Origin of the sequence: Coxiella-like endosymbiont, from assembly GCF_030643785.1 — a bacterium.
Taxonomy (GTDB): Bacteria; Pseudomonadota; Gammaproteobacteria; order Coxiellales; family Coxiellaceae; genus Coxiella.
Genome location: NZ_CP094378.1, coordinates 138,232 through 161,485, shown reverse-complemented (window position 1 = coordinate 161,485; position 23,254 = coordinate 138,232). Strand labels below are relative to the sequence as shown.

The following is a 23,254-nucleotide window of genomic DNA, read 5'->3' as shown; positions in this document are numbered from 1 at the left end:
ATGTAAAACGATATGGTTATTTAAAGGTTGCATTTGTAATTGCAATATGACAAACAAATTCGGAAAATATAAGAAAATTTCAAGAAAGGCACTCAAATTTGAAAATTCACCTTCCGCGAGCAAATCTAATTAAACAAGAGAAAATGATTTACTCTTTTCTGCTTTTTCAGGTTCAATACGAATTAATCGCAAATATTTTTGTTGAGCTGCTGTGGTAAGAAGGACAATAAGCTGGTTGGGTGTCCACTGGATGTTTTAGTGCTCTTAATACATTCAGATAACTAAATTGGCTGAAAGTTAAATTTTTAATGTGAGTGAGTCGTAATTCTTTCTCATGAAGCGCTTCATCGAGATATTGATAGTGATGAAATTGCAATCGAAGCAAGAAGGAGTATCCTGTTATTAAGATGGCCAGATGGATAAGCAAAAATACAGCTATTTTTAGAGGGCCTTAGGTGACTGAATGACAAAAAACATGGTGATCTTCATTCATATGGGTAAAAAAATAGATGAAAATATAAATGAAAATCCAGGAATTTTTTTAAGGTGCTGGATGAAAGTTAGGACAGAGTCGGTTTTAAACGACATTCCTTGGATTTTCCAGTAGTTATTTTCGAATGTTAACCGAGTCAAAATACACTGAGTAAGTAGCGCCTAAGTAATTTTCTTTAAAGAAGAAATATTATTAGTTCTTTGAGAATTTTTTTCAGTAAAGGGAAGGGTCTTAGTGATATTTACAATAGGTAAACTTTCTAATTCCTTATTCAGTAGAGTAATATGGTTTTTCTTCATAGTGATATTTTTCGATAAACTGAAATGTAGACCTAATAAAATAGTTATTAAAGAAATTAGAATACTAACCATCCATAAACTATGGTGTAGAAAATAACGCCGCCGTTGCAATACCTGTCTCCAGGAGGGGGGAAGATTGATTCATTTTTGGCAACCCCCAGATTTCTGAAGCAAATGCTAGCCAAAAGCGATTGTCGAAGTTGTTTGCTGAGAAGATTTTTGGATTAAATTGTGGAGATTCAATGTTGGACGATTTAATCTTTTTAGTATCTAAATTATCGAGTAAAAATAATTTTTTTACTCGATATTGGAATTCTAATTGATAATAAAATTGCAAAGCTCGGCGAATACCTGTATCAAGGTCGGAACATGCTACCTGATCGATATATAGTAATCGTTTATTATCGAATACGCATAAGCGGATACTTTTATCTTGGAACAAAATAAATCCAACCGGCGTGACGAGCTGGTTTATTATGTTTAAGAGCCATGTGCATGACAGAGTATTTACATCAATAGCAAGCGCATTTGCACAAACCATTCTAATTTCATCGACGACCGATCTTTTAATGGCAATAATATGATGGAAAGAATTTTGTATGGGATAATAATCGTAGTAGATTTCTGCGGTGTTCAAGCCAAATAATAAGAGAAATTTTTCTTTTAGATGATATTGTTTTCACTATCAGTAGGTGTTGGATTAAAACGTATACGTTTGGTTTAACGTTTTATTATATTTTATTATAATTGATCGTCAAAATGGTTTTTTGCGCCTCTATATCCCAAATTTATGGCCTAATTTAATTAGTGCTTGCGTAAGTTTTGGAAACTCTGCACGTGATACACAATAGACTGAGAAAGAATCTCCCAGAATCCTTTTTAAGCAGTGTACCCTTAATCCCTCGAATTTTGTGAATTTCTACTCTCGATGCCTACTTGAAAATTGAAGTTCTGAGAAACAGCATCGGTAGAGTCTAATCTTCTGCATAAACAGCACAATACAGGGATTGGATACAGAGATTGGGATGTGTGATAAAATTTTCCGCATGGATAAAGTCCGTCATTTTGCCGCCCACACGGTGTGGGCTTTGTTTAATTTTGCTTTTACCGCTGTTTTAATTATTGCGGTCTTTTATATATACATGGAATGGCAATTGCCGGATGTGACAACCTTGCGTGATGTGCATTTGCAAGTCCCTTTATTCATTTATACGGCTGACGGCAAGTTAATCTCCCAATTTGGGGCTAAAAGGCGAATTCCGATCACTTTAGATCAAGTGCCCAAGCCATTAATTAATGCCATATTGGCCACTGAGGATGCGCGTTTTTATGAACATTCCGGTATTGATTTAATTGGAATGATTCGTGCAGCAAAATCGGTAATCACAACAGGCAAGCGCTCGCAAGGTGCCAGCACCATTACAATGCAAGTCGCACGTAATTTCTTTTTAACCCGCAAGAAAACCTATTCCCGAAAAATTAACGAAATTCTGTTGGCCTTGAAAATTGATAAGGAACTTAGCAAAGATAAAATCCTCGAATTGTATTTAAATAAGATTTATTTTGGCAATCGTGCTTATGGAGTGGCAGCTGCAGCCGAGGTTTATTATGGCAAATCGCTCAATCAATTAACATTACCACAAATGGCAATGATTGCAGGGTTACCTCAAGCCCCTTCGCGAAACAATCCCCTGAAAAATCCTGAATTAGCTCTCCGGAGACGCAATCATGTACTAAGCCGTATGTATGAAGTAGGCTTTATTAATAATCAGCAGTATTTAGAAGCCACTAAAGCACCGATTACGGAAAAATATCATGCAGCTACTACTCAGGTGCAAGCGCCTTATGTGGCTGAAATGGTCCGGGAAGCGGTGATAGATAAGTATGGTGAAGAGGCTTACAATCGGGGATTAATGATCTATACAACCCTCTCTTCAAAACTCCAAGAGGAAGCAAATCGTTCTTTGCGGGATGGGTTGATTGCTTACGAAGAACGACACGGATATCGCAAATCTCAAGAAAATTTGGGTGCTTTTGATCGCGCAACGTGGATCCAAGTATTACAGAAGAAACCTATCATCGATGGTATTTTTCCAGCAGCAGTCCTAGTAGTAGGGACTAATAATATCCAGGTGCTCCTAGCCAGTGGTCAGACAGTCACCCTCCCCTGGAATGGTTTGTCCTGGCCCAGACCGGCTTTAGAGGAAGGCTATGTCGGCTCGGCGCCTGTACAAGCGAGCGATATTGTACGGGAAGGGGATGTTATCGAGGTTATGCAAACGCAAAGTGATCAATGGCGATTGACACAAATTCCTCAAGTGGAAGGAGCTTTAGTAGCTTTGAATCCGGAAAATGGGGCTCTATTAGCGCTGGTGGGGGATTTGATTATGGGCACAGTAGTTTTAATCGCGTCACTCAAGCGGAGCGCCAACCCGGTTCGAATTTTAAACCTTTTCTTTATTCGGCTGCTCTAGCTAAAGGATATACGTTGGCTACTATGATTAATGATGCACCTGTTGTTATGTCTGACTCGGGTGAAAATAGTCTGTGGAGACCCATGAATGACACAAAAAAGTTTTATGGCCCTACCTCGATGCGAATTGGCCTAATCAAGTCTCGGAATTTGGTGTCCATACGGTTGTTGCAGCAAATCGGGATTCCTTACGCGATTCATTATCTGAAACGCTTTGGTTTCGATCCTAATGTATTGCCCCACTCTCTTTCATTGGCTTTGGGTACGGCAAGCCTCTCACCTCTGCAGATCGCACGGGGTTATGCGCTTTTTGCCAATGGCGGCTTTCGTGTTAATCCCTATTTTATCGCTCGAATCGAAGATCAATCTCATCATATTTTATATCAAGCTCAGCCATTGCAAGCATGTAGTACTTGCGTTACGCAAACATCATTCCCACTCCCGGTCGAGCAATTACCAAAAAATCCCATGGCACCTCAAGTAATCACTCCTCAAAACGCGTATTTAATTACTCAAGCTTTGCATGATGTTATTCGTTACGGGACAGGCCGTGGTGCAAAAGTGCTCAATCGCAGCGATTTAGCCGGAAAAACGGGGACAACAAACGACAAAGTTGACGCTTGGTTTTCTGGGTTCAACGCCCATTTAGAGACAACCGTTTGGGTGGGATATGACAATATGCGACCCTTGCACGAATATGGTGCCCAAGCCGCCTTACCCATTTGGGTACAATTCATGCGTGCGGCTCTCCAAGGTCAACCCGAAGCCACTTTGCCACAACCGCCTGGCATGGTAATGGTTCACATAGACCCCCATACCGGCCTTTTGGCCTTGCCGAATCAGTCCGATGCGATATTTGAAATATTTCGCCAACGTTACGCGCCTACGCAATTTTCCTCCGCGCCATCATTAGTTCCTTTGGGGACCTCAGTAGATACGGATGGTTCTAAAGACGATGAACATTTATTTTAGTTTGGACTTAAATCCTTGAGGGCTGTCTCCCCAAAGTCGAATTGGGACGAAGGTAAATTCTCAATTTCTTTGTGTTGAAAAGAAGTTATGGTGTGGTCATTCACCCATTCCCATGGGCTTGTATAAAGGCATAACAGATCGTAATGCCTACAAATTAAATCCCCGTTTTTTAAATCTTTTGATATCACATCGGAAATCGCAGAGGTAGGTGGGGAACTTGTTTGGAAGTTTGCCAGTGATTTTGAACCAGGTGCTCGCTTATAAAATGCCAAATATAATCTGAGAAATTTCCCCACTCTTCCGTCACTTGCAAAAATGCTTGGGAATTAGTAATAACTGCCTGGATTTTTAATTTATTACAAATAATTCCTGAATCTTTAAGCAGTCGATTTATTTTCGAGTGATTATAGTGGGAAATAATCTTTACATCAAAATTATCAAATGTGGTACGATAATTGTCGCGTTTTTTTAAAATAGTTAACCAGTTTTAATCCTGCCTGCATCCCTTTCAGAATTAAAAATTTGAATAACTGTCAGTCATTATATAAAGGCACTCCCTATTCAATATCATGATTTATTTACCCAGGCGCATCGAGATAGGGTGGAGACGTATATTAATTCACTCCAATTAATCAAAATAATTCAAAGCCCTTTCGACTGATCTTAACGTTTGCTCGATGTGATTATCAGTATGAGCTGAAAAGGCAAATCCTGACTCAAATGCTGAAGGCGCCAAATAAATGCCGTTATTAAACATCACATCGAAAAATTGCTGAAAATGCTTTTTGTTGCAAGCCAATACTTGGTCGTAGCGGGTTATCTGTTCCTGGGTTATAAAAAATAAACCAAAAATACCGCAACAAAAATTGGTTAAAAATTGGCAGTTAATAGAATTTTTTTAGCATTAGCGAGTGTTAAAATATCGAGGATTAAGCGTTCTATTTTTTCTTTCAAAACAGAATAAAAATTCTCTTTCTCAAGTTCTTTTAAAGCGGCTAAACCGGCAAGCTATAGTGATAGGGTTGCCGGATAAAGTTCCTGCCTGGTATACAGGTCCTTTGGGTGACAAAGGATCCATGATGTCGCTCCGTCCACCATAAAGTACCGACAAGGAAATCCCTCATCTAATGATTTTACCTAGTGCAGTCAGATCCAGTTTGATCTTATATAGACTTTGGATACCACTCTTTGGTTGGGTACCACCCTTCGCTACGCGGAACCCTGTAAATTACTTCATCAAAAATTAACAAGCTGCCATATAGTGGCTACGAAGAAGCTTCAGTAGTCCTTTTTAAGTGTTCCAGGAACTAAATTTATATTACCTGCAATCTGGTTTCTACGATGACAGCGGCAATTTCATGAGGGAATGTTTCAAAAAGCGAAATCACAGATGAAATCACAGAGTTTAAGTCATCAAAGGTTTCCGTCAAATTATCTTGAGTAGTACCCATTGGCAACCCCCGTGGGGGCCGGGAGCTCCAAAAGTGAGGGCGCCGGATCCCACTTTTACGAGCAGACAATCGGCATGGCCTTAGTAAAACAACCCCCTTAAATTTGATAATTTTATCTTGCCTAGTAAAACCTCGGGCTAGTCGTAGTGAGGCTCATAGTGGCTTCGGTACCAGAAGTTTCACCATGCGCACCTTTTTAATGGAGGGTATAAACTCATGGATAGCAGCAGCTAACTTCACTTCATTTTCACAAGAGGCACCAAAACTTATAGCTCATTTTTAACGGCTTCGTAGACTACTTGGATAATCGCCGGATGGGAAATATGGCCAAGGATCTTTGCCCCCAAAGAGCCCACGTAATTAATGAAATGGTTATTATCCGCAATATCAAAAAATGGTAGGGGGCCTCGCTGCGTACGCCTTCTTGATAAATCGGGGGTGCTTCCCCCTCCCCCTCCCTACAACGTGGAAGGCCCGCACTGGTGAATTGGCGCCACTTGGCATATAATTTTGGGATTTCTCAAAGAGAACAGTAGAGAGTGGTCGGTCATTCGTCCTCCCTATAATTTAAGGCGCTTTATTATGCCATATAAAAAATACATGTGCTTATTATGTGGTTTCATCTACGAAGAAGAAAAAGGCTGGCCCGAAGACGGGATTGCTCCAGGCACCCGCTGGGACGATGTGTCCGAAGAGTGGCTTTGCCCCGAGTGTGGTGCGATGAAATCGGATTTTGAAATGATTAAAATGTAAAGCTATAATGTAAAGCTATTTTTAGAGTTTAATAATAGCTAATATCACGATTAACATTAATAGCACCGTCGGAATTTCGTTAAACCAGCAGTAAAATTGGTGCGAATGTGGATTGCGGTCGTGTTAAAATCCAGTAAATACTTCGTACAAATGAAATGAAAAACCCATAAAAGTGCTACTGATCCTATTTTGATATACATCCATAGGGCATGGGCAATAGTAGGGCCAATTCCAGGGAAGTAACCATAAACTAAACACAGTTTGCTAAAATACCACCACCGGGTGTCATTTATTCCAAAAAACATTTTTCGCTCCATAATCTTAAATCGTTCATTAATAATTTAATCTTCCGTTTGAGCGTGATACACGAAAAGTCACGTTAGGTAAAAGGCCGTAAACCAGTAAGCAACAAAGATAAAATGGAAATCGAGAATCCAGCGTATATTCCGTATTGTACAAGGGCCCGGTAGCCTAAAGAATAGAAAATCCTTGGATGAGTTCGATCTAAAAAATCTCTAAGCGTAGAGTAGCTTACAAATGTGAAAAAATAAGCTAGTTGACGCTGATGTCTAATAATTGGATAATCCATTCCTATGGTAGATTTAGCACGAAAACTTCCTCCCCAGCTTACCCTAATCTTTACTGACGCTGCAGCCTGTAAAGTGAAGGGACTCATTGATGAGGAAAATAATCCTCATCTGAATTTGCGCGTCTTTATCACTGGTGGTGGTTGTTCAGGATTTCAATATGGATTTACCTTCGATGAAACCATAAACCCCGATGATTTGGTTATTGAGAAAGCCTTAGAGACAAAGGAAGAAGAGAATGAATATGGTGGGAGTGGCCAAGTAGGATTGGTAAGGTTATTAGTTGATCCTTTAAGTCTCCAATACCTCCAAGGTGCTGAAATCGATTACCGCGAGGATATAAGTGGCGCTCAATTTGTGATTCGTAACCCTAATGCAAAAACTACCTGCGGTTGTGGCTCTTCTTTTGCAGCGTGATGATTGCTTTAAGTCAGATAGATATCGAATCGGCTGCTTTTGACTTCGTAAAATATGGTGGGATTAGAATCCGTTAATTTAAGTGCTAATCTCGGGTATTTAACAACGACGCCATATTTTGCTTTCTTTAAAAGCGATCTCTAAGAGTTGGGGTGTGTATCTTCGTCTTTACCCACTTACATGATCTAATATCCGAATTTCTTTTTTTTACGAGCGCAGATTTTTTTCACAGGATAGAGATGCATCGGGTCCGTATAAATAACATCGTAAAAAGTTTTAAGTTTTAAAAGATAACTTTGCGCTTCTGTTTTGATTAATTTTAATTCTAAGAACTTAAACCACTCAGCTGTTTGTGAGCGCGAGCTAAACCCTCTTTCAATAGTACAGTGATGATGAGATTATGCGTTCTAGCATAGTTACGCGTTACATCCGAGAGTAGCGAGAATAAAAGCACTCGGCCTCTAAGCCTGCTAAATCTAAAACAGTAGGGTGAGAGATTAGGTTTTAATCCAACAGCGAGAGCGCGATTAATTGCCCCCCGTCGTGGGATGGGCCACTTCCTCTAAATAAGTTTCGATGAGCCAGTGCTCCTTATTAAGGAAATCTATATACACAGAATCGGGCGCTTTTGGATCAGTCAAACGCAGTTCAATACGAGAAGGCGTGACAGTCAATAAAATAGGATAATTTTTAGTAGAAGGGGGTAACCGAAGCTAATTTTAATTCAGTTGCAAGTTTTTCTGCATATTATTGACGTGATTCGTCCAAGCAAGTAACGGCGATAGTATCAGTCATCGCTAACTCTCAGTAAGTTTACCGCGTATGTTTAAATTGTTTTTCTAGAAAATCGACGAATTAATCCGCGATATTGATTTTAAATTGAGTTTCTAATTCTTGAGTTTCTAATTCTCCGAATCCCTGGGGAGTGGCCCTATTTGTTGAAATATCCATCGATCGCGATCAGTCAGTTCTTCTTGTCCTACTCCTGTATAGCACCTTCCACTAAATTTCCACGAAAATTGCCTTTCGCGGGAATTCGCGCTAAAGGGTAAGGAACGGGTTCACCATTAATTAAAATGATTCGCTTATTGCCATATCTTTAATAGCTGGAATAAATAGCTGGAATAAATTGCTGTGCCATGACGAGTCGTTTTCCTCGTTTTCCTCGTTTTCCGTTGACTGTCATTGTGTTAATAACGACAAAGACATTGGGGATCCTGAGTAGTTAATCGAAAAAATTGATTTACCTGGCCATTGCTCCGAGCGGTTTAATCACAATTTCTTTTTGTTCCTGGAGAAAGAGTTGTAATAACTCTTTACGCGAGATAACCAAAATTTTTTGGTTCGGTGTGCATTGAGGAAACCAATTGGCGAACAATTTTTCATTAGCATCGCGTAAACTCTCCGGTTTGTTTACCACAAACAATCTGTCTTTTTCAGCAAGTTCTAGCAAATACAAATAAATATAAGACATATTAAAGGGTAGATTCTTTTCGCATAAGAAAAATATCGAGCTCATTTAAGAGTTGGATATAGGTGTCGCTTAATTCAAACCATGAAAATGAAGTTCATAATTTCTCGCTTAAAGCGCCAGTAACAGAGTAAAACTTGTGTCTTTATAGACACGAATGTTAGAAATAGGGTCCCATGAGGATGCCAATTTTCATTACAATCTACTCTTTATTAAATATTAAACAATACCAATTCACGAGCTGCCGCTAATGCGGCAAGACGTACGATTGCGCCATAAACATAAAATCGGTTCACAGACTTTATTAGTTTCACAGGGTGCACTACAAGGGGGTAGGTGTCAAATTTCATAGGAATAAAATCATCCCCCGAGGTATTTAAATTTTCGTTGGGCCAGCGACCTTTTATGAATACGGTAGAAACTACCGATTACATGACGACCGAATAAATAGACGACAGGTCCAGCTACAGCATTTTCTTCTCCGCTGTTTCAAAAGAATATACTCGTTCTTTGACAGTCGCTTTAGTCACGGGGACGCTGCCTTTTCGAAGTAGACATTCGTGTGCGTCTTTTACGATTCCAGATAAGCGCAGGGCTTCGGGGTTCTTGAATATCATCATCATCGCGCCCATTCTATAGGTTCCAACATCTGTTTTAATAACCAGAAAGGGCTCTTCAGTAATATTGTATTATAAGCACATATTTTTTAACAGCGCACAGGATGATACCTTCAGTGCGGTTGACGAGGCATTCCCTCGCCTTCTTTTTAAGAAAATCAACTTCCGGACATTGATCGAAAAGAGTGCCAATCAACCACAGATAAAGGTTGATGAGGGAAGCGAATTCTTCAGAAGCAGAGCTCCATAAGCTGTGAAGTGTACCCTGACTTCAGGGGAGTTGTCCAGCCAAGCTGAGGAGCTGGGCTGGTATGATTTGTTGGTTCAAGTTTTGAAAAATATCAGAGACGTGGCCGGATAAGTCATTATTTAATATGACACAACAGGGGAAAAAATCCCTCACTCCTACTTGGTCTCCTTTGCGTTTCAAAGGTTCAGTCCGTAGTTTGCGGCCTGAAGGTAATTCATGAATTTGAAACTCGGGTAATCAAGAGTCCAGCGAACCAATGCACACCTCAAATCCTGCATTTTTCAAAATTTCCTGGAGCATAGCTAAACTTTTAAAATAATAGATGTTGCGGAAATAACTCTCGGGGGATGAGAAGCAGGCGTGTGACATCGAGGCAAATCTCCGCTATAGTGGCTGCACAGCTTGGTGGGATATAAAGGGGTATATAATCCGTATTTATAAATTGTTGAAAGCCGGCGGGAAAGAGATTGGTATCTACCGGTGCCAATTTAAATCCTGAGTTGCGCAGGTCTACGGATGTATAAAAGGTGGCGGTGTTTTTTTAACTATTGTTTGCAAAATCACGTTTTAATATTTATTCGATGTTCGAGAAAGCGTTTTTCCAATTGGCGCAAGGGGCCAGAAAAAAGAGGTAAATTGCAGTGCGGTTGGGTTAGGAAGCATACGTTAATTTCCTATGTGATTGATTTTAAAATAGAATCATCAGATAAAGCTCTGAACTTAGCGATTCTATCGGTTCGCGTGTTAATTAACTCCATTCTCATCTTTAACGCTAGTCTTTCCAGTATCGCTGATCTTGGGAAGGACTTCCTAGGGTCGTTCGATTTTAACGCAATTAATTGTGTGACAAGATAATGAAAATTGGACTGGCAAAATCATTGGGATGCTTTTAGGATTTTTTTGGCTGGTCCAGTTGGGCTTATTACCGGTTTAATTTTTGGTCATATTATTTTCGATTAAGGTTGGTTTCATCAATGGTTGCCAATCGGCTTCTTCCTATCGCTCCTCGCAAACTAAAAGTGCAGGAAGTATTTTTTAATACCACTTTCCGCGTAAATGGGTTTTGTAGCTAAATCAGATGGTCAAGTTTCTAAAAATGAAATTCGTCAAGCTCGTCATGTAATGCAACAGATGGGCTTGGACGATAACATGAAATGAGAACATCCGTTTATTTACTGAGGGCAAACAATCCCATTTCAACTTCAGTGTGTTATTCTCAATCAATTGCGGCATACATGCTAACCCACTTTATTGCGAATATTTTTAGAAATCTAGATTCAAATGGCTTATGCGGATGTGGGATAGATTAGTCAATATAAGCGACAAGTATTGCAATATATTTGCGAATGCCTGGAGATAAATGGTTTCCAATATCATCAATTTGAACAACGCTTCTAAGTTGAACAAAACTATCAACGCTACCACCAAAAGTTTCCATCCAGTCCCTATTCTCATTTAAACGATGCTTATAAAATATTAGGACTAACCATGAACGCTACTACTGATTCTGAAATTAAAAAAACTTATCGACGCTTGATGAGTCAACATCACCCTGATAAATTGATGGCGAAAAGATTACTGCCCGAAATGATAAAACTGGCTATTTAGAAGACTCAACAAATTAAAAATGCTTACGAACAAATTTGAAAAACCAACGGAATGGGATGAAAATAAAAAATGATCCCATTTCTGGATCAGTTGGATTGGGATAGCATGAGCAGAGAGTTTTTACAAAAAAAATTATTTCCGCATCAATTTTATCAGCTGATTTCGCTCGCTTAGGAGAAGAAGTAAAGCAAGCTGTAGAAGCCGGCGTTGACTATATTCATTTTGATGTGATGGATCATCATTTTGTGCCTAATTTAAGTTTTGGTCCTCTAGTATGCGAAGCGTTGCGTAAAGCCGGAATTGCTGTTCCCATTGATGTTCATCTGATGGTGGAAAAGCCGAACGATTTTATAAAAGCGTTTACGAATGCCGGCGCTAATTTGATTACCTTTCATCCTGAAACATCAAAAAATATGGAGAAAACACTAGCATTAATTGATCAAGCGGGGATGCAAAAGGGACTTGCTTTTGATCCAGAGCAATCAGTGTTGTTACCATCTGCTATTTTAAAAGAAGTTGATTTAATTTTACTTATGTCGGTTAATCCAGGTTTCGCAGGCCAATCTTTTATAACAAAAAGTTTGGAAAAAATCACGATCACAAGACAATTGCTAGAAGAATTGAAGAGCAATGCGATGCTCGGGATCGATGGTGGAATAAAATTAAATAATATTGCAGCGGTTTCTCAAGCTGGAGCTGATTTCTTTGTAGTAGGTTCTGGATTATTTCATGCTTCAAACTATCAAAAAGAAATTCAAGCCATTCGACAACAATTGATTTTAGGATTAGGAAGAGGAAAAACTTAGGAATTAAATCCAATAGGCCAGAGTCGTCATAACTTTGGCATGGAGGCTCATTAATTTTTTTATGGTATAAGGCAATTCCTTTGCCCCTGCCGATTTTGCTTTTTGGCCATGTGAGACTTCATCTTTTTGCATTTGTTCCACAATTTTCCAGCTTTTAACATCAACAGAGGAAAGTTTGTGTAAATGATTTTCTAAATGTGTCTCGACTTGTTTTTCTGTTTCTTCAACAAAACCAAGGCTCCACCGATCCCCGGCTGCACCTACTAATAGTCCTATGAGAAAGGCGTTGATGTACCAAAAAATATTTAAATAACTGGTGTATGCCCCCAATTCCTCTATACGATCTCTGCACCATGCTAAATGATCAGTTTCTTCCTCGGCCGCTGTTGCTAACAGCGATTGGACCGCTGAATTTTGAGATAAAATCATTTGTCCGCGATAAAGGGCTTGAGCACACACTTCTCCGCTATGGTTCACTCGCATACACCGAATACTGTTTTGTTTTTCGGAATGGGTAAGAACTGGTTCGGGAAACTCCTTCGCTGGGTTTTGCCGGCTGGCTCTGGATTGATTAAATACGGTTTCTACAAAATTATGACATTGTAGAATGACTTCATCGAGGACCGAATAATGGCGGAGATTATTGCGCATATTTACTCTGCGGGATTAATTTAAGTACTTTTATTTGGTAAAACTCTTTTCCATCTGCCGAAAAGTCATAATCTACACGCGCTTTGCCCGCTAATGCACAAGCATTGCAACCATCTTTTAATTGTTGTGCGGAAACCAGTCGATAAAGATGATACAGTAATTTTACTGCATAGGGGAAATCTAAAATACCTACTACATGCGGATAATGGTTTGTAATGTCTTGGTACCCCGGCGCCGATTTTAATTCTTTCTTAGAAATTAAGACTAGCAAAGTAATCAATTGCCCCGTTGGTATTACCAGAAAATAACCTGTTCCTTGATCCGCGATGTAAACATAATCTACATGAATAACGTCAAGAGTATTATAGCGACGAATTGCTTTAAAAATGCCCCCATCCGTTAATTTAAAGAAAGTTAAAGACTGTTGGCAGACGGGCTGCTTAACCAAGAGGTTTTGGACGCAAATTTTATAATCAGCGAAGAGTTCTTTTAATTTGAATTTCGACTTACTTAATGGCTTTAATACAGCTAGCAGCCTTTTCATGATCAATATTACCCTTAAAATCGGGTGTGTTCTTGATTCCTGCGAAGGCAGGAAAGGTAAAAACACTGAAGAGAACTATTCTTGTTAACCGCAGAGCGTTCATTGAGGGATCTCTACTATTTTATCTAGATTATTTTAATCATATGTCAAAACTGTTTTTATGACAAGCATTGTGAAAGAAAGAAAGGAACGCCTGGCGTTAAAACTGACAAATATCTAGAAATCTCATATACTCCTATCATTTAAAAAATTGATATGTTTCTTTATGGCAGATAAGAATATACGCGTCATTATCGAGCAGCAACCTTTAGCAGAATTCACTGAAAAAGCCTATCTCGATTATTCCATGTCAGTAATATTGGATCGCGCGTTTCCCCATATTGCTGATGGGCTAAAGCCAGTTCAGCGGCGTATCATCTATGCCATGTCAGAATTAGGTTTAAAATCAACCGCTAAGTATAAAAAGTCCGCGCGAACGGTGGGAGACGTTCTCGGTAAATTTCATCCTCACGGAGATACCGCTTGTTATGAAGCAATGGTGCTAATGGCGCAACCATTTTCGTGTCGCTATCCTTTTGTGGACGGACAAGGGAACTTGGGGAGCCTTGACGATCCTAAATCCTTCGCAGCGATGCGTTATACAGAAGTCCGACTTTCTTCGTATGCTCAGCTTTTATTGGTTGAACTCGAAAAGGGGACTGTGGATTGGGTCTCTAATTTTGATGGCACGTTACAAGAACCGGTCCTTTTACCGGCTCGCTTACCCAATGTGTTATTAAATGGGGCATCAGGGATTGCAGTAGGTATGGTAACAGATATCCCTCCCCATAACCTTGCTGAGGTAGCAGATGCCTGTGTGCATTTATTGGATAACCCCGAGGCCACTTTGAAAGAAGTGATGAAATTTATCCAAGGGCCTGACTATCCAACGTCTGCCGAAATTATCACTCCTGTTAGTGAAATTCGAACCATCTATCGAACAGGCCAAGGAAGCTTACGTATGCGCGCAACGTATCGGCAAGAAAATGGGGAAGTTGTAATTTCCGCTTTACCGCATCAAGTTTCAGGTAATCGAATTTTAGAGCAGATTGCAGCGCAGATGCTTGCTAAAAAGTTACCTACTGTGAGTGATATTCGCGATGAGTCAGATCATGAAAATCCCACGCGACTTGTTATTTTGCCTCGGTCTAATCGGGTGGACATTGATGAACTTATGGCGCATTTGTTTGCTACAACAGATTTAGAGCACAGTTATCGGGTTAATTTAAACGTTATAGGAATCGACGAACGGCCGCAGGTTAAAGACTTGCTGTCTCTTTTGAAAGAATGGCTGGACTATCGAATGCAGACCGTTCGGAAACGATTACAATATCGATTAGAGATCATTATTGAACGATTGAACATCCTGGATGGATTGATTATTGCCTTTTTAAATTTAGACGAAATTATTGCGATTATTCGCCAAGAAGATAAGCTGAAACCTGATTTAATGAAACAATTTAAACTAAGCGAAAAGCAAGCTGATGCCATTTTCGAAATTAAATTACGTCAATTGGCTAAACTCGAAGAGAAGAAAATTCGTGAAGAACAGATGCGATTAGCTCAAGAACATGATGAGATCAAAAAAACCTTAGCATCAAAAACAAAATTAAAAAAATTGATTCGATCCGAATTAATTGCCGATAAAAAAAATTATGATAATGGGCGTCGATCCCCTTTAATTGAAAGACCTATTTCGAAAGCTATTCGCGAAGAAGAAATGATTCCATCGGAGCCCGTTACCGTGATTTTATCAAAAAAAGGTTGGGTTCGCGCGGCAAAAGGACACGATATTGATGGCCGTGGGCTGAATTATCGTTCGGGAGATGAATTTTTAATGCAAGCCCAAGGCCGCACCAATGAGCTGGTTATTTTTTAGATTCGGCTGGGAAAAGCTATTCATTACCAGTACACACATTGCCGTCCGCGCGTGGGCTAGGTGAACCCTTAACAGCTCGATTGAAACCCGAAGTTGGCGCTCAATTTGTGGGAGTTTTAATGGGTAAAAATGAAGATCTTTGCTTGTTAACTTCTGACGCCGGTTATGGATTTTTAACGACTCTGACTAATTTATATGTAAAAAGCCGAAGTGGGAAAAGCATAATTAAAGTCCCCAAAGGAGCACAAGTGATGGAACCTCTGTGGGTGACAGATAAAGAATCGCAATATCTGGCAGCTATTACTTCGGAAGGACGATTGCTAGTGTTCCCCGTCGCTGAATTACCCGAATTACCAAAAGGAAAAGGGAATAAAATCATTCAGATTCCTCTCGCACGTTTGGCGAACCGTCAAGAATATTGTGTAGCATTAGCATTATTGAATGAGAATAGCGCCTTGATTCTTTATTCAGGAAAACGACAACTAACTCTGAAAACCAGTGATTTAACCAATTTTCAAGGTGAACGAGGATGCCGAGGTAACAAACTGCCTCAAGGCTTTCACAAGGTGGATAGTGTGAGTGTGTTTAAAATGTGAAAAAAATTTTTTGGAGAATGATTAATACCCTGCTTGCTACATAAAAGAGACATTACTAAAAGATAAAAAATTAGTTTATTTTACTGGGCCTCATGGAATTATTTATGCCCCAGGAGTTTCGGCTCTGATAGTTGCTTTTTTATTTTATGTGTACGGTCCTTCTTATTTTCTCTTTCGTTCTAATCTTTGGGAAGGTATGCCTTATATGAAAATATGAAATTTGTAGTTTTATTGCATTAATAATAGGAATTTATTGGTTGATTTTAGCTTATATTTCCTATCGGACTTCGGAATACGGAATAACGGACAAGCGGGTCATTATGAAAAAAAGCTGGATCTGCGGCAATTCGTTGGAGGTTTTCTTGCGTCGTTTAGAAGGAGGTCGATCTTAATCAAACCATTAAGGACGTATTTTTGAATTACGGAACTTTGGTTATTACGGGAATAGGTGGCACTCATAATTTTTATACTAATGTTCCAAAGCCACTTGAATTCCGATGTTGTATCCAACGTCAAGTCGACTTGCTGATTGATAAAAAAGAGACTGGTGGAAAGCAATCTTAGAAAGTGCAATCTTAGAGAGTCGTAACAACAGGTATTTTTGCTGGAGCATCTGCAATTTCTTGTACTAATTTAGGAACGAGATAACCTGGAAGGCTTTTTATCATTTCTGTAATTAAATACTGTGCTTGCACTTCGCTCACTTCAAAGTGAGCAGCTCCTTGCACCCGATCAAGGAGATGTAAATAATAAGGTAAAACCCCAGCTTTAAATAAATTTTTACTTAAACGAATTAGAGTTTCTGCTTGGTCATTGATATTTTTTAATAAAACGGATTGATTTAGTAAGGTCGTTCTTGTCCTCTGTAAAGAACGGAGGGTTGTCGCAACAGATTTATCGATTTCGTTGGGATGGTTACAATGGATAACAATTGTAGGTAATAATCGTGTATGATCTAACAAATGGATAAATTCATTGGTAATTCTTTCAGGAATGACAATTGGCAAACGTGTATGAATGCGTAAGCGTTTGAGGTGGGTTATTTTTTCGAGATAAGAAACGAATTCGACTAGCATGTTGTCTTTCACTGTTAAAGGATCACCCCCGCTTAAAATAATTTCGGTGATGGAGATATCCGATTTTAAATAATCAAAAATTCTGTTCCATCCTTTTTTCCCAGGCGTATTTTCATCGTAAGGAAAATGACGACGAAAACAATAGCGACAATGAATTGCGCAAGCGCCGCTTAGTGTAAGCAGCACTCGACCATCATATTTATGCAAGAGACCTGGGACCCGATTCGATTTCTTTTCATTGAGAGGGTCTAGGCAGTAACCTGGAGAGTCGATTAGCTCCCTTGCTTGAGGGAGCACTTGCAATAATAGAGGATCTTCTGGGTTGCCCTTTTCCATGCGCGCGATAAATCCCCTCGGGACTCGTAAGGGGAAATGAGCAGTCGCTTCCGAAATTTGAGGAAACATTTTTGGATCGAGTGCTAATTCGCGGCATAATTCAGATGGATCGGTAACAGCTCTTTTTAACGATAATTGCCAATTACACATGAACTTCTCATAGAGTAAAGAGGAGCTATTTTAACCTTTTCTGAGTGTAAGCGCAGCAAAAGCGATTACATGTGGCTTACGACCATCCCTGGCGGGGGTTAGTCGCTCCAAAATACTAAACCTCTGATCACCTTAGCGAAATCTCGTGAGAGAGGCTCCTTTCAAAGCAACTCTTCGTTTATTATTATGGAATTACCTTCACAATGGCCCAGATCTTGGGAGGTGCTTAGGAGAAGAATGGTTTGGATAGACGGAATAAAGCAGTGATTTTCATAGTTGCTCTTGGCATTGGGATTTTTGTAGGAAATTCTAAGGCTTCTGTGTGGAATAATCCCTATGGAGGAGCAACGGCGCAAACGTACGTTATGCTGCTATTGCGGAAGCTCCCAAATCGTTAGACCCAGCTCGTGCTTATGCTTCCGACGAAATTGGAATTATTGCGCAAATTTACAAACCTCCCCTACAGTATCATTATCTTAAGCGGCTGTATCAATTGATTCCTTTATTACCCTCTCAATTCAATAAATATTTTTTAAAGACGCTTTAAATATCGAGATTGCTAACAATCGATCCATGTAAAAATTAAAGCGAGCAGGGCTTATTTCTCGAAATGGAAATGAGCCCTATGTTTTTTTGAGTATATTTTATTTAAATGATTAAAAAGCTTCTATTATATTTTTACCAGTATTCTTTAATAAGATTTCTAACTATAGGTGTTATTAGATTAATTATTGATGTTTTATTTCTTTACTTATTGCAACATAAAATTGGATTAATTGCGGCGAAGATTGTCTCTTACATAATTGCTTTCACAGCAACCTGGCTTCTAAGTCGATGGTTCACCTTCCCTTCTCAAGATCGTCGACGTGTGCGAAAATGATTTCGATATGTCTTGATTTATTCAATAACCGGCTGTTTACACAATTAATTTTCTTTACTATTTTGTTTGTCACTAAGAAGTCTTGCATTCCCACCCTATCGGTGCACTTTTTATTACCACTTTTATCATAGCCTTTATCAATTTTGGATTTTCGAAATATTTTGCCTTTAAGCTAACGTAAACTTCTACTTCTTCGGAAATATCAGCCGTTCCTGCTGAATGAATATTAGCTATTTGACTATTGAAATAGTTAGTTTTCTCATCGGTGATGAGAAAGCGAAAATCAGGATTGAACACTCCATCCCCAGCTAAGCAGCAATGGAATGCTGTTTCTTTTGAGAAATTAAAGATCTCCACCATTTCGGATTTTCTAGAAACCATTTTATTGTTTTGCTTAAACCGATTTTAAGTGGAATTGTGAATTTAAATCCGAGCTTATTTCGAATTTTTGTGGAATCAATTGCGTAACGCCGATCATGTTTCGGTCGATCCGTGGTGACATGTTTGAGTAAGGACATGTTTAAGTAAGGTTTTTGAAAATTTTCCCTGATCGGGGGCTTTTGGAAATAGGTCGACATAATGGAGAGTGGTTTTAAATAATTCGTCCACGATTTCGAAAAATTGTCAAAGTAAATGTAAATTTGTAAGCTTGCCATCATAACTACTAATATTATAATACTAATATTATAATACTCTCCTATTTTACCTTGATTTAAAATTGTTTCGATCTCACGATAATGATTATCAATGACGTGCAACCAATCTCAGATTTGTTGACCATCACCATAAATGGGAATCACTTTGCCCTGTAAGATATTTACTAAGCTTAAAGGAATCAATTTTTCGATGTATTGATAAGGACCGTAATTGTTTGAACTATTGCTGATAGTCGTTTTTAATTTATAAGTCACATTAAATGCTCTAACGACATGATCGGCAGCTGCCTTAGAAAACGATTATTTTGAGTAAAAGGAAGTTCTTCATTTTTTAAGGTTCCAAAAACTTCGTCTGTTGAAATATGATTAAAACGATGAGCAGAAAGATTCCATTCCTCTAGCTACTATCTTTAGCGACAGTTAATAAGGAATGTGTACCTATTATCTTAGTTTCTATAAAGACATTCGAACTTGTGATGGATCGATCAACATGAGATTCGGTAGAAAAATTAAAAATAGTTTCAATTTTACGTTGTAAAAAATTTCATTTAATAGGTGGATATCGTTGATCTCTCCTTTAATAAAAGCGAAACGCGAAGAAAGAGAAAGAGAGTTATGCTGAGAAAGACTCTGTAGCGGAATCCGCTAAATTCACTAAATTACTTGCATAGGTGAATTTGTTTAAAATGATAAGGGCGTCGTTGGGACGGTGTTCTCTTCAATAATGAACAAAATTGAAGCTAATAAATCCCACACCGCTAGTAATTAAAATTTTGCGCATTAATTTCTCATGAAAAAATTTTAGCTTCTTTAAGTTTCACGCCGTTGCTATCTTCAGTCGATAACAATGGAAGCAAATTCCTTAATAACGGCCAATCAATTGATAAATCAGGGTCATTCCAAATAATGGTATGTTCATCTTCAAGATGGTAGTATTCTGTGTATTTATACATAACTTCCGTATCGTCACATAAGATATAAAATCCATGTGCGAAACCAGGAAGTACCCATAACAAATACTTATTTTGTGGGGAAAGATGAAAGCCTTACCGCTTACCAAAAATAGGAGAGTTTTGGCGTAAATCTATAATGACATCATAAACAATCCCTACCGTAACCCTAACTAATTTTCCTTGCAGATAATACATAGGTGATAATGAAGTCCTCGTAAAATATTCTGAGCTGATTTGGTATGATTGTCTTGGATAAAATTAAGTGGTTTGCCATTCAACAATACGTCGTCGAATTTTTTCTGGTGAAAGGATTTTAAAAAATCTGTGTTCATGGGTTTAATTAACTTAGCGTCTTGCAATTGTGGATAAGCATTCCATATTATTTTTTCACGAGGCCGGTAGATATTATATTACAATTTTTGTACACATTTGACTAAATAATCGCTGTAGCTGCTTTTTGGTATAGTTTCAGCTAAAATCCTTGTCACTCTTTGATAATTTTCACAAATTAACCGGCTTTTGTTAGCGAATGTGTGTACCAGTATCTAACCAAACTGCCAGAAGGTTTAAGTTGCTTAACAAAATCGATCACTTGATTGTCATAAAAATATAACCTGGTTGCAGCATAATTCGATTTTGGATTTTGAGGTTTTTCTTCTATAGAAATTACAACCCCCCGACCTTCTTTATCAAATTTGACAACCCCATAATCCGAAGGATTGTTCACGTAATAACCAAAAACAGTTACGCCTTGTCATTGCTTTATCATATCACGCAACTTAGATACGAGTTGTGACATATAAAAAATATTTTCCTCAAGAATCAAACATACTTTGTTGTTATTAATAAAATTACGATCGTAAATGCATCTGCTAAGCCGCGTGGCCGGATCCAGCGACATAGGATGAATAAATTCCACATTGGGAGCTGTCTTTCAATAAACTTTGAATTCGGGGTAAAACTTTCGGAAGTTGAGATAACTAGAATGTCACGGATACCCCCGCTAACATTAAAACGGATAGAGGACAGTAGATCATAGGCTTATCATAAACCGGCAATAAATGCTTATTCACCACTTCAGTGAGTGAATATAGTCATGAGCCTGTCCCGCCACAGCCAATATCATCCCTTTCATGAGCAAAATCATATCGGAAACATTTCTCTCTAACAACTTTTGAGTTGCTTTTTGTAGCTTGGGAGAATTCCACTAGTCTTAGTGAGGTAACTTTTTGACTTGCATTTTAAAAAGAATGTTATAATGGACGACTGTTTAGATTATAAAAATAGATAGAAGAACTTAAAAAATGCCTAGCGAATTAAAAAGGCGAGAAAATAAAGGGCAATCGATTTGAGTTAGCCTTATTGGGGTAGGTGCTATGGGATTAGGAATCGATTGGCAGATTGGTAGAACCCCTGGTATGGAACTTGCCTTTATTGCAGGTATTAATGAAGCAGAAAAAGCCCAAAGTGTTTATGGAAAAAAAGAGGCGCCTTTTTGATGACCCTTTAGAAGCTTTAGAGGATTTCACTATTTCCCTTGATGTTCTCGTGGAATCCAGTAATTCCATTAGCCCAGCTCATTTGCTCGCTACTGTTTAAAAGCGATCGAATGTAAAGCGCATGTGGTATTAATGAATTCTGAGGTGGACGTGGAACTTCTTGTGCTCGAGACCCTATTTTCAGCATCAAGCGCGCAAGCAGGGAGTCATTGTGACCAGCGATGCAGGTGATCAACACGGTGGTCTTAATGCGGATGATCGAAGAGATTGAATTCTGATTGCAGAGGAGGCTGATAATGAGAATTTGCTTCTAATCCGATTATTGGATACAGAAAAAGAAGTACCTAAAACTCGAATCAAGCATAAACTTACTTAGGATGAAATAATTCGATGTGGTCGGATATTGAATTACCGGACAATGAGCTGCTTACTCTATACTAAGCTTAAGAAAGCTTGTTGAAAACAGCTGTAATGTAGAAACTGCTTAGTGAATTCGAAACATATTGCTATCCTCGGTGGAGGCCCTTATGTCTGTATGTGGCGAGAATTCTCACTCGCCAGGGGTTTAAAGTAACGGTCATCGACAAAAAGTGAGTGTCCAGGAGGACTTACAACCAGCTTCCAATATGGTGAAAATTGGTATGATATGGGTGGTGGTGCACATGCTCCACGCCTTCGATCAAGAAATTTTCTACGATATTAAAAAAATATGGACGATGAGCGCATTGAAGTTGAACTCAATACTAAAATCCGATGGGCGGGTAGGGGTCTTATTTTTACCCGCTTCAACTTCAAGATATGATTAAAGGCATTCTTTTTCTAAATTGTGTAGGCAAGTGAGTAAATTATTTGGTGCCCAATAAAATCATATCTCACCACGACCACCAAGAAATGTAGAACAAGCCTTACAAAAGCCTTGATCTAATTTTACGGCAAGCCGCTCTATGAATTCTTTTTCGAAGATTTTACTCATCGTTATTGGGAATTACATCCTCGAAATTTATCGGCTACATTTATTACTACTAAAATTCCTAAACTTACAGCGATTGACATAATAAAAAAAAGAGTTTAGAAAAACTTTTCATAAAACAAAATATTAAAACAATAGAAAGTGCTTCAGCTAAGGAAACGCTTCATGATTCTCCCACGGGTGCTTAGGCATGCTGCGACGTTTAGCAAAAACAATTACGGCCTTGGGTGAAAACGATAATTTAAAATGCGGAAGTTAAACATGTTATTGTGGAATATCAGAGAGTAAAAATCGTAATTTATAAGGATAAAGATCGAAAACATAAAATATTTTGCGATAAATGCATATCAACTATCCCAATCAATTCTTTGATTTTAGCAATGCAATCGAGTTGTCCTGAGGAAGTGATGGAGACTGCCGATTAATGGCGTCACAAGACAATTGTAGTTTACAGATTATTAGCAAAAAAATTTTAGATTCTCTCTATGTTTATTATGGTGATCGTATTTTTCATCGCGTGGGAGAGCCTAAAAACACTGGTTTAATTGTAACCCCCAGTAATTATACAATTTTAATTTTGGAAATGACTTGTGAATATGGTAATGCTAAATGGAAAAGTGAAAAATTCATTAAGAAACGACTTTTTTCTGATTTAGCGGTAGAAAATATTTGTAAAAAAAGAAATTGTCGAACTCCATATTTCTCGCAACAGAAAATGGGTATCCTATTTTCACCTTAGGTTTTGAGCAGTATCTAGAAACAGTTAAAAACTATATTCAATCGATTGATAACTTACAATCCAGTGGCCGTCAGGGCGTTTTCACTTAT

General features: G+C 38.6%; 22 protein-coding genes and 9 pseudogenes. 11 read left to right on the top strand and 20 right to left on the bottom strand.

Annotation, left to right across the window (positions count from 1 at the left end; genetic code table 11):
- Nucleotides 1-871 precede the first annotated feature (871 nt).
- Nucleotides 872-1,429, bottom strand: coding sequence for a type IV pilus biogenesis protein PilM (locus MRH55_RS00795; RefSeq protein ID WP_304985629.1), 558 nt, complete (start codon nucleotides 1,427-1,429; stop codon nucleotides 872-874).
- A gap of 409 nt (nucleotides 1,430-1,838) precedes the next feature.
- Between MRH55_RS00795 and MRH55_RS00790 the strand changes: the two are divergent.
- Nucleotides 1,839-4,237: pseudogene (locus MRH55_RS00790) on the top strand (penicillin-binding protein 1A).
- A 184-nt stretch (nucleotides 4,238-4,421) separates the two neighbouring features.
- Here the strand turns inward: MRH55_RS00790 and MRH55_RS00785 are convergent.
- Both MRH55_RS00785 and MRH55_RS07490 read right to left on the bottom strand, forming a co-directional pair.
- Nucleotides 4,422-4,712 (bottom strand): DNA-3-methyladenine glycosylase I, encoded by a 291-nt coding sequence (locus tag MRH55_RS00785; protein WP_304986185.1) that lies wholly within the window; start codon nucleotides 4,710-4,712, stop codon nucleotides 4,422-4,424.
- Between the two features lie 153 nt (nucleotides 4,713-4,865).
- A pseudogene (locus MRH55_RS07490) lies at nucleotides 4,866-6,239 on the bottom strand (glutamate-1-semialdehyde 2,1-aminomutase).
- Nucleotides 6,240-6,270: 31 nt separating this feature from the next.
- Here MRH55_RS07490 and MRH55_RS00775 point away from each other — a divergent pair.
- Together MRH55_RS00775 and erpA are read left to right on the top strand one after the other, a co-directional pair.
- Nucleotides 6,271-6,441, top strand: a complete 171-nt coding sequence (locus tag MRH55_RS00775; protein WP_304985627.1) for a rubredoxin — start codon at nucleotides 6,271-6,273, stop codon at nucleotides 6,439-6,441.
- A 593-nt stretch (nucleotides 6,442-7,034) separates the two neighbouring features.
- Complete coding sequence (gene erpA, locus MRH55_RS00770; RefSeq protein WP_304985626.1) at nucleotides 7,035-7,445, top strand: iron-sulfur cluster insertion protein ErpA; 411 nt, start codon at nucleotides 7,035-7,037, stop codon at nucleotides 7,443-7,445.
- A gap of 8 nt (nucleotides 7,446-7,453) precedes the next feature.
- Here erpA and MRH55_RS07485 read toward each other — a convergent pair.
- The 7 genes and pseudogenes from MRH55_RS07485 to MRH55_RS00745 form a co-directional block, all read right to left on the bottom strand.
- Nucleotides 7,454-7,759 (bottom strand): annotated as a pseudogene (locus MRH55_RS07485) (class I SAM-dependent methyltransferase).
- 603 nt (nucleotides 7,760-8,362) lie between these two features.
- A pseudogene (locus tag MRH55_RS00765) lies at nucleotides 8,363-9,112 on the bottom strand (ATP-grasp domain-containing protein); the annotation flags it as partial.
- Between the two features lie 16 nt (nucleotides 9,113-9,128).
- On the bottom strand, nucleotides 9,129-9,266 hold the full coding sequence (locus MRH55_RS00760; RefSeq protein ID WP_304985625.1) for a hypothetical protein: 138 nt from the start codon (nucleotides 9,264-9,266) through the stop codon (nucleotides 9,129-9,131).
- A gap of 10 nt (nucleotides 9,267-9,276) precedes the next feature.
- Nucleotides 9,277-9,360 (bottom strand): annotated as a pseudogene (locus MRH55_RS00755) (hypothetical protein); the annotation flags it as partial.
- A gap of 20 nt (nucleotides 9,361-9,380) precedes the next feature.
- Nucleotides 9,381-9,548 carry a hypothetical protein gene (locus MRH55_RS07480; protein ID WP_369421254.1) on the bottom strand — a complete coding sequence of 56 codons (168 nt, stop codon included), beginning with the start codon at nucleotides 9,546-9,548 and terminating at the stop codon, nucleotides 9,381-9,383.
- A gap of 43 nt (nucleotides 9,549-9,591) precedes the next feature.
- A pseudogene (locus MRH55_RS00750) lies at nucleotides 9,592-10,083 on the bottom strand (glutamate--cysteine ligase).
- A gap of 10 nt (nucleotides 10,084-10,093) precedes the next feature.
- Nucleotides 10,094-10,270, bottom strand: coding sequence for a glutamate--cysteine ligase (locus tag MRH55_RS00745; RefSeq protein WP_304985624.1), 177 nt, complete (start codon nucleotides 10,268-10,270; stop codon nucleotides 10,094-10,096).
- Between the two features lie 396 nt (nucleotides 10,271-10,666).
- Here MRH55_RS00745 and djlA point away from each other — a divergent pair.
- Together djlA and rpe are read left to right on the top strand one after the other, a co-directional pair.
- Nucleotides 10,667-11,391, top strand: a pseudogene (gene djlA, locus MRH55_RS07960) (co-chaperone DjlA).
- 131 nt (nucleotides 11,392-11,522) lie between these two features.
- Nucleotides 11,523-12,197 (top strand): ribulose-phosphate 3-epimerase, encoded by a 675-nt coding sequence (rpe, locus tag MRH55_RS00735; protein WP_304986184.1) that lies wholly within the window; start codon nucleotides 11,523-11,525, stop codon nucleotides 12,195-12,197.
- A 3-nt stretch (nucleotides 12,198-12,200) separates the two neighbouring features.
- Here the strand turns inward: rpe and coq7 are convergent, their stop codons facing one another.
- Together coq7 and MRH55_RS00725 are read right to left on the bottom strand one after the other, a co-directional pair.
- On the bottom strand, nucleotides 12,201-12,848 hold the full coding sequence (gene coq7, locus MRH55_RS00730; protein ID WP_304985622.1) for a 2-polyprenyl-3-methyl-6-methoxy-1,4-benzoquinone monooxygenase: 648 nt from the start codon (nucleotides 12,846-12,848) through the stop codon (nucleotides 12,201-12,203).
- Nucleotides 12,838-13,296: a hypothetical protein gene (locus MRH55_RS00725; protein WP_304985621.1), complete on the bottom strand. Its 459-nt coding sequence runs from the start codon at nucleotides 13,294-13,296 to the stop codon at nucleotides 12,838-12,840. The genes coq7 and MRH55_RS00725 overlap by 11 nt, the downstream gene beginning before the upstream one ends.
- 361 nt (nucleotides 13,297-13,657) lie before the next feature.
- On the opposite strand from MRH55_RS00725, the pseudogene parC reads away from it, so the two are divergent.
- Together parC and MRH55_RS08140 are read left to right on the top strand one after the other, a co-directional pair.
- Nucleotides 13,658-15,906 (top strand): annotated as a pseudogene (gene parC / locus MRH55_RS00720) (DNA topoisomerase IV subunit A).
- Nucleotides 15,907-16,163: 257 nt separating this feature from the next.
- Nucleotides 16,164-16,298 carry a PH domain-containing protein gene (locus MRH55_RS08140; protein ID WP_500784510.1) on the top strand — a complete coding sequence of 45 codons (135 nt, stop codon included), beginning with the start codon at nucleotides 16,164-16,166 and terminating at the stop codon, nucleotides 16,296-16,298.
- 183 nt (nucleotides 16,299-16,481) lie between these two features.
- Here MRH55_RS08140 and epmB read toward each other — a convergent pair whose 3' ends face one another.
- Nucleotides 16,482-17,468, bottom strand: coding sequence for an EF-P beta-lysylation protein EpmB (gene epmB, locus MRH55_RS00715; protein ID WP_304985620.1), 987 nt, complete (start codon nucleotides 17,466-17,468; stop codon nucleotides 16,482-16,484).
- 242 nt (nucleotides 17,469-17,710) lie between these two features.
- On the opposite strand from epmB, the gene MRH55_RS00710 reads away from it, so the two are divergent.
- Together MRH55_RS00710 and MRH55_RS00705 are read left to right on the top strand one after the other, a co-directional pair.
- On the top strand, nucleotides 17,711-17,866 hold the full coding sequence (locus MRH55_RS00710; RefSeq protein ID WP_304985619.1) for a hypothetical protein: 156 nt from the start codon (nucleotides 17,711-17,713) through the stop codon (nucleotides 17,864-17,866).
- A 356-nt stretch (nucleotides 17,867-18,222) separates the two neighbouring features.
- Nucleotides 18,223-18,348: a GtrA domain-containing protein gene (locus MRH55_RS00705; RefSeq protein WP_304985618.1), complete on the top strand. Its 126-nt coding sequence runs from the start codon at nucleotides 18,223-18,225 to the stop codon at nucleotides 18,346-18,348.
- A gap of 72 nt (nucleotides 18,349-18,420) precedes the next feature.
- Here MRH55_RS00705 and MRH55_RS00700 read toward each other — a convergent pair whose 3' ends face one another.
- The 7 genes and pseudogenes from MRH55_RS00700 to MRH55_RS07465 all read right to left on the bottom strand — a co-directional run bounded on the left by MRH55_RS00700 (nucleotide 18,421) and on the right by MRH55_RS07465 (nucleotide 21,030).
- A complete protein-coding gene (locus MRH55_RS00700; RefSeq protein WP_304985617.1) occupies nucleotides 18,421-18,708 on the bottom strand; it encodes a hypothetical protein in 288 nt (95 codons plus the stop codon).
- A 404-nt stretch (nucleotides 18,709-19,112) separates the two neighbouring features.
- Nucleotides 19,113-19,259 (bottom strand): NAD-dependent epimerase/dehydratase family protein, encoded by a 147-nt coding sequence (locus MRH55_RS00695; protein ID WP_304985616.1) that lies wholly within the window; start codon nucleotides 19,257-19,259, stop codon nucleotides 19,113-19,115.
- 142 nt (nucleotides 19,260-19,401) lie between these two features.
- Nucleotides 19,402-19,482 (bottom strand): hypothetical protein, encoded by an 81-nt coding sequence (locus MRH55_RS07475; protein WP_369421589.1) that lies wholly within the window; start codon nucleotides 19,480-19,482, stop codon nucleotides 19,402-19,404.
- 310 nt (nucleotides 19,483-19,792) lie between these two features.
- Nucleotides 19,793-20,152 (bottom strand): annotated as a pseudogene (rfbC, locus tag MRH55_RS00690) (dTDP-4-dehydrorhamnose 3,5-epimerase).
- Nucleotides 20,128-20,289 (bottom strand): dTDP-4-dehydrorhamnose 3,5-epimerase family protein, encoded by a 162-nt coding sequence (locus MRH55_RS07470; RefSeq protein ID WP_369421248.1) that lies wholly within the window; start codon nucleotides 20,287-20,289, stop codon nucleotides 20,128-20,130. The pseudogene rfbC and the gene MRH55_RS07470 overlap by 25 nt, the downstream one beginning before the upstream one ends.
- A gap of 176 nt (nucleotides 20,290-20,465) precedes the next feature.
- Complete coding sequence (locus tag MRH55_RS00685) at nucleotides 20,466-20,684, bottom strand: sugar phosphate nucleotidyltransferase (protein ID WP_304985615.1); 219 nt, start codon at nucleotides 20,682-20,684, stop codon at nucleotides 20,466-20,468.
- A 253-nt stretch (nucleotides 20,685-20,937) separates the two neighbouring features.
- The gene (locus tag MRH55_RS07465; RefSeq protein WP_369421246.1) at nucleotides 20,938-21,030 is read right to left on the bottom strand and encodes a hypothetical protein; all 93 of its coding nucleotides are present in this window, start codon (nucleotides 21,028-21,030) and stop codon (nucleotides 20,938-20,940) included.
- A 303-nt stretch (nucleotides 21,031-21,333) separates the two neighbouring features.
- Here MRH55_RS07465 and MRH55_RS00680 point away from each other — a divergent pair, with 303 nt between their 5' ends.
- Together MRH55_RS00680 and MRH55_RS00675 are read left to right on the top strand one after the other, a co-directional pair.
- Nucleotides 21,334-21,456, top strand: a complete 123-nt coding sequence (locus MRH55_RS00680) for a hypothetical protein (RefSeq protein ID WP_304985614.1) — start codon at nucleotides 21,334-21,336, stop codon at nucleotides 21,454-21,456.
- A 1,394-nt stretch (nucleotides 21,457-22,850) separates the two neighbouring features.
- A complete protein-coding gene (locus tag MRH55_RS00675) occupies nucleotides 22,851-23,165 on the top strand; it encodes a hypothetical protein (protein WP_304985613.1) in 315 nt (104 codons plus the stop codon).
- The last annotated feature ends 89 nt before the right edge of the window (nucleotides 23,166-23,254 follow it).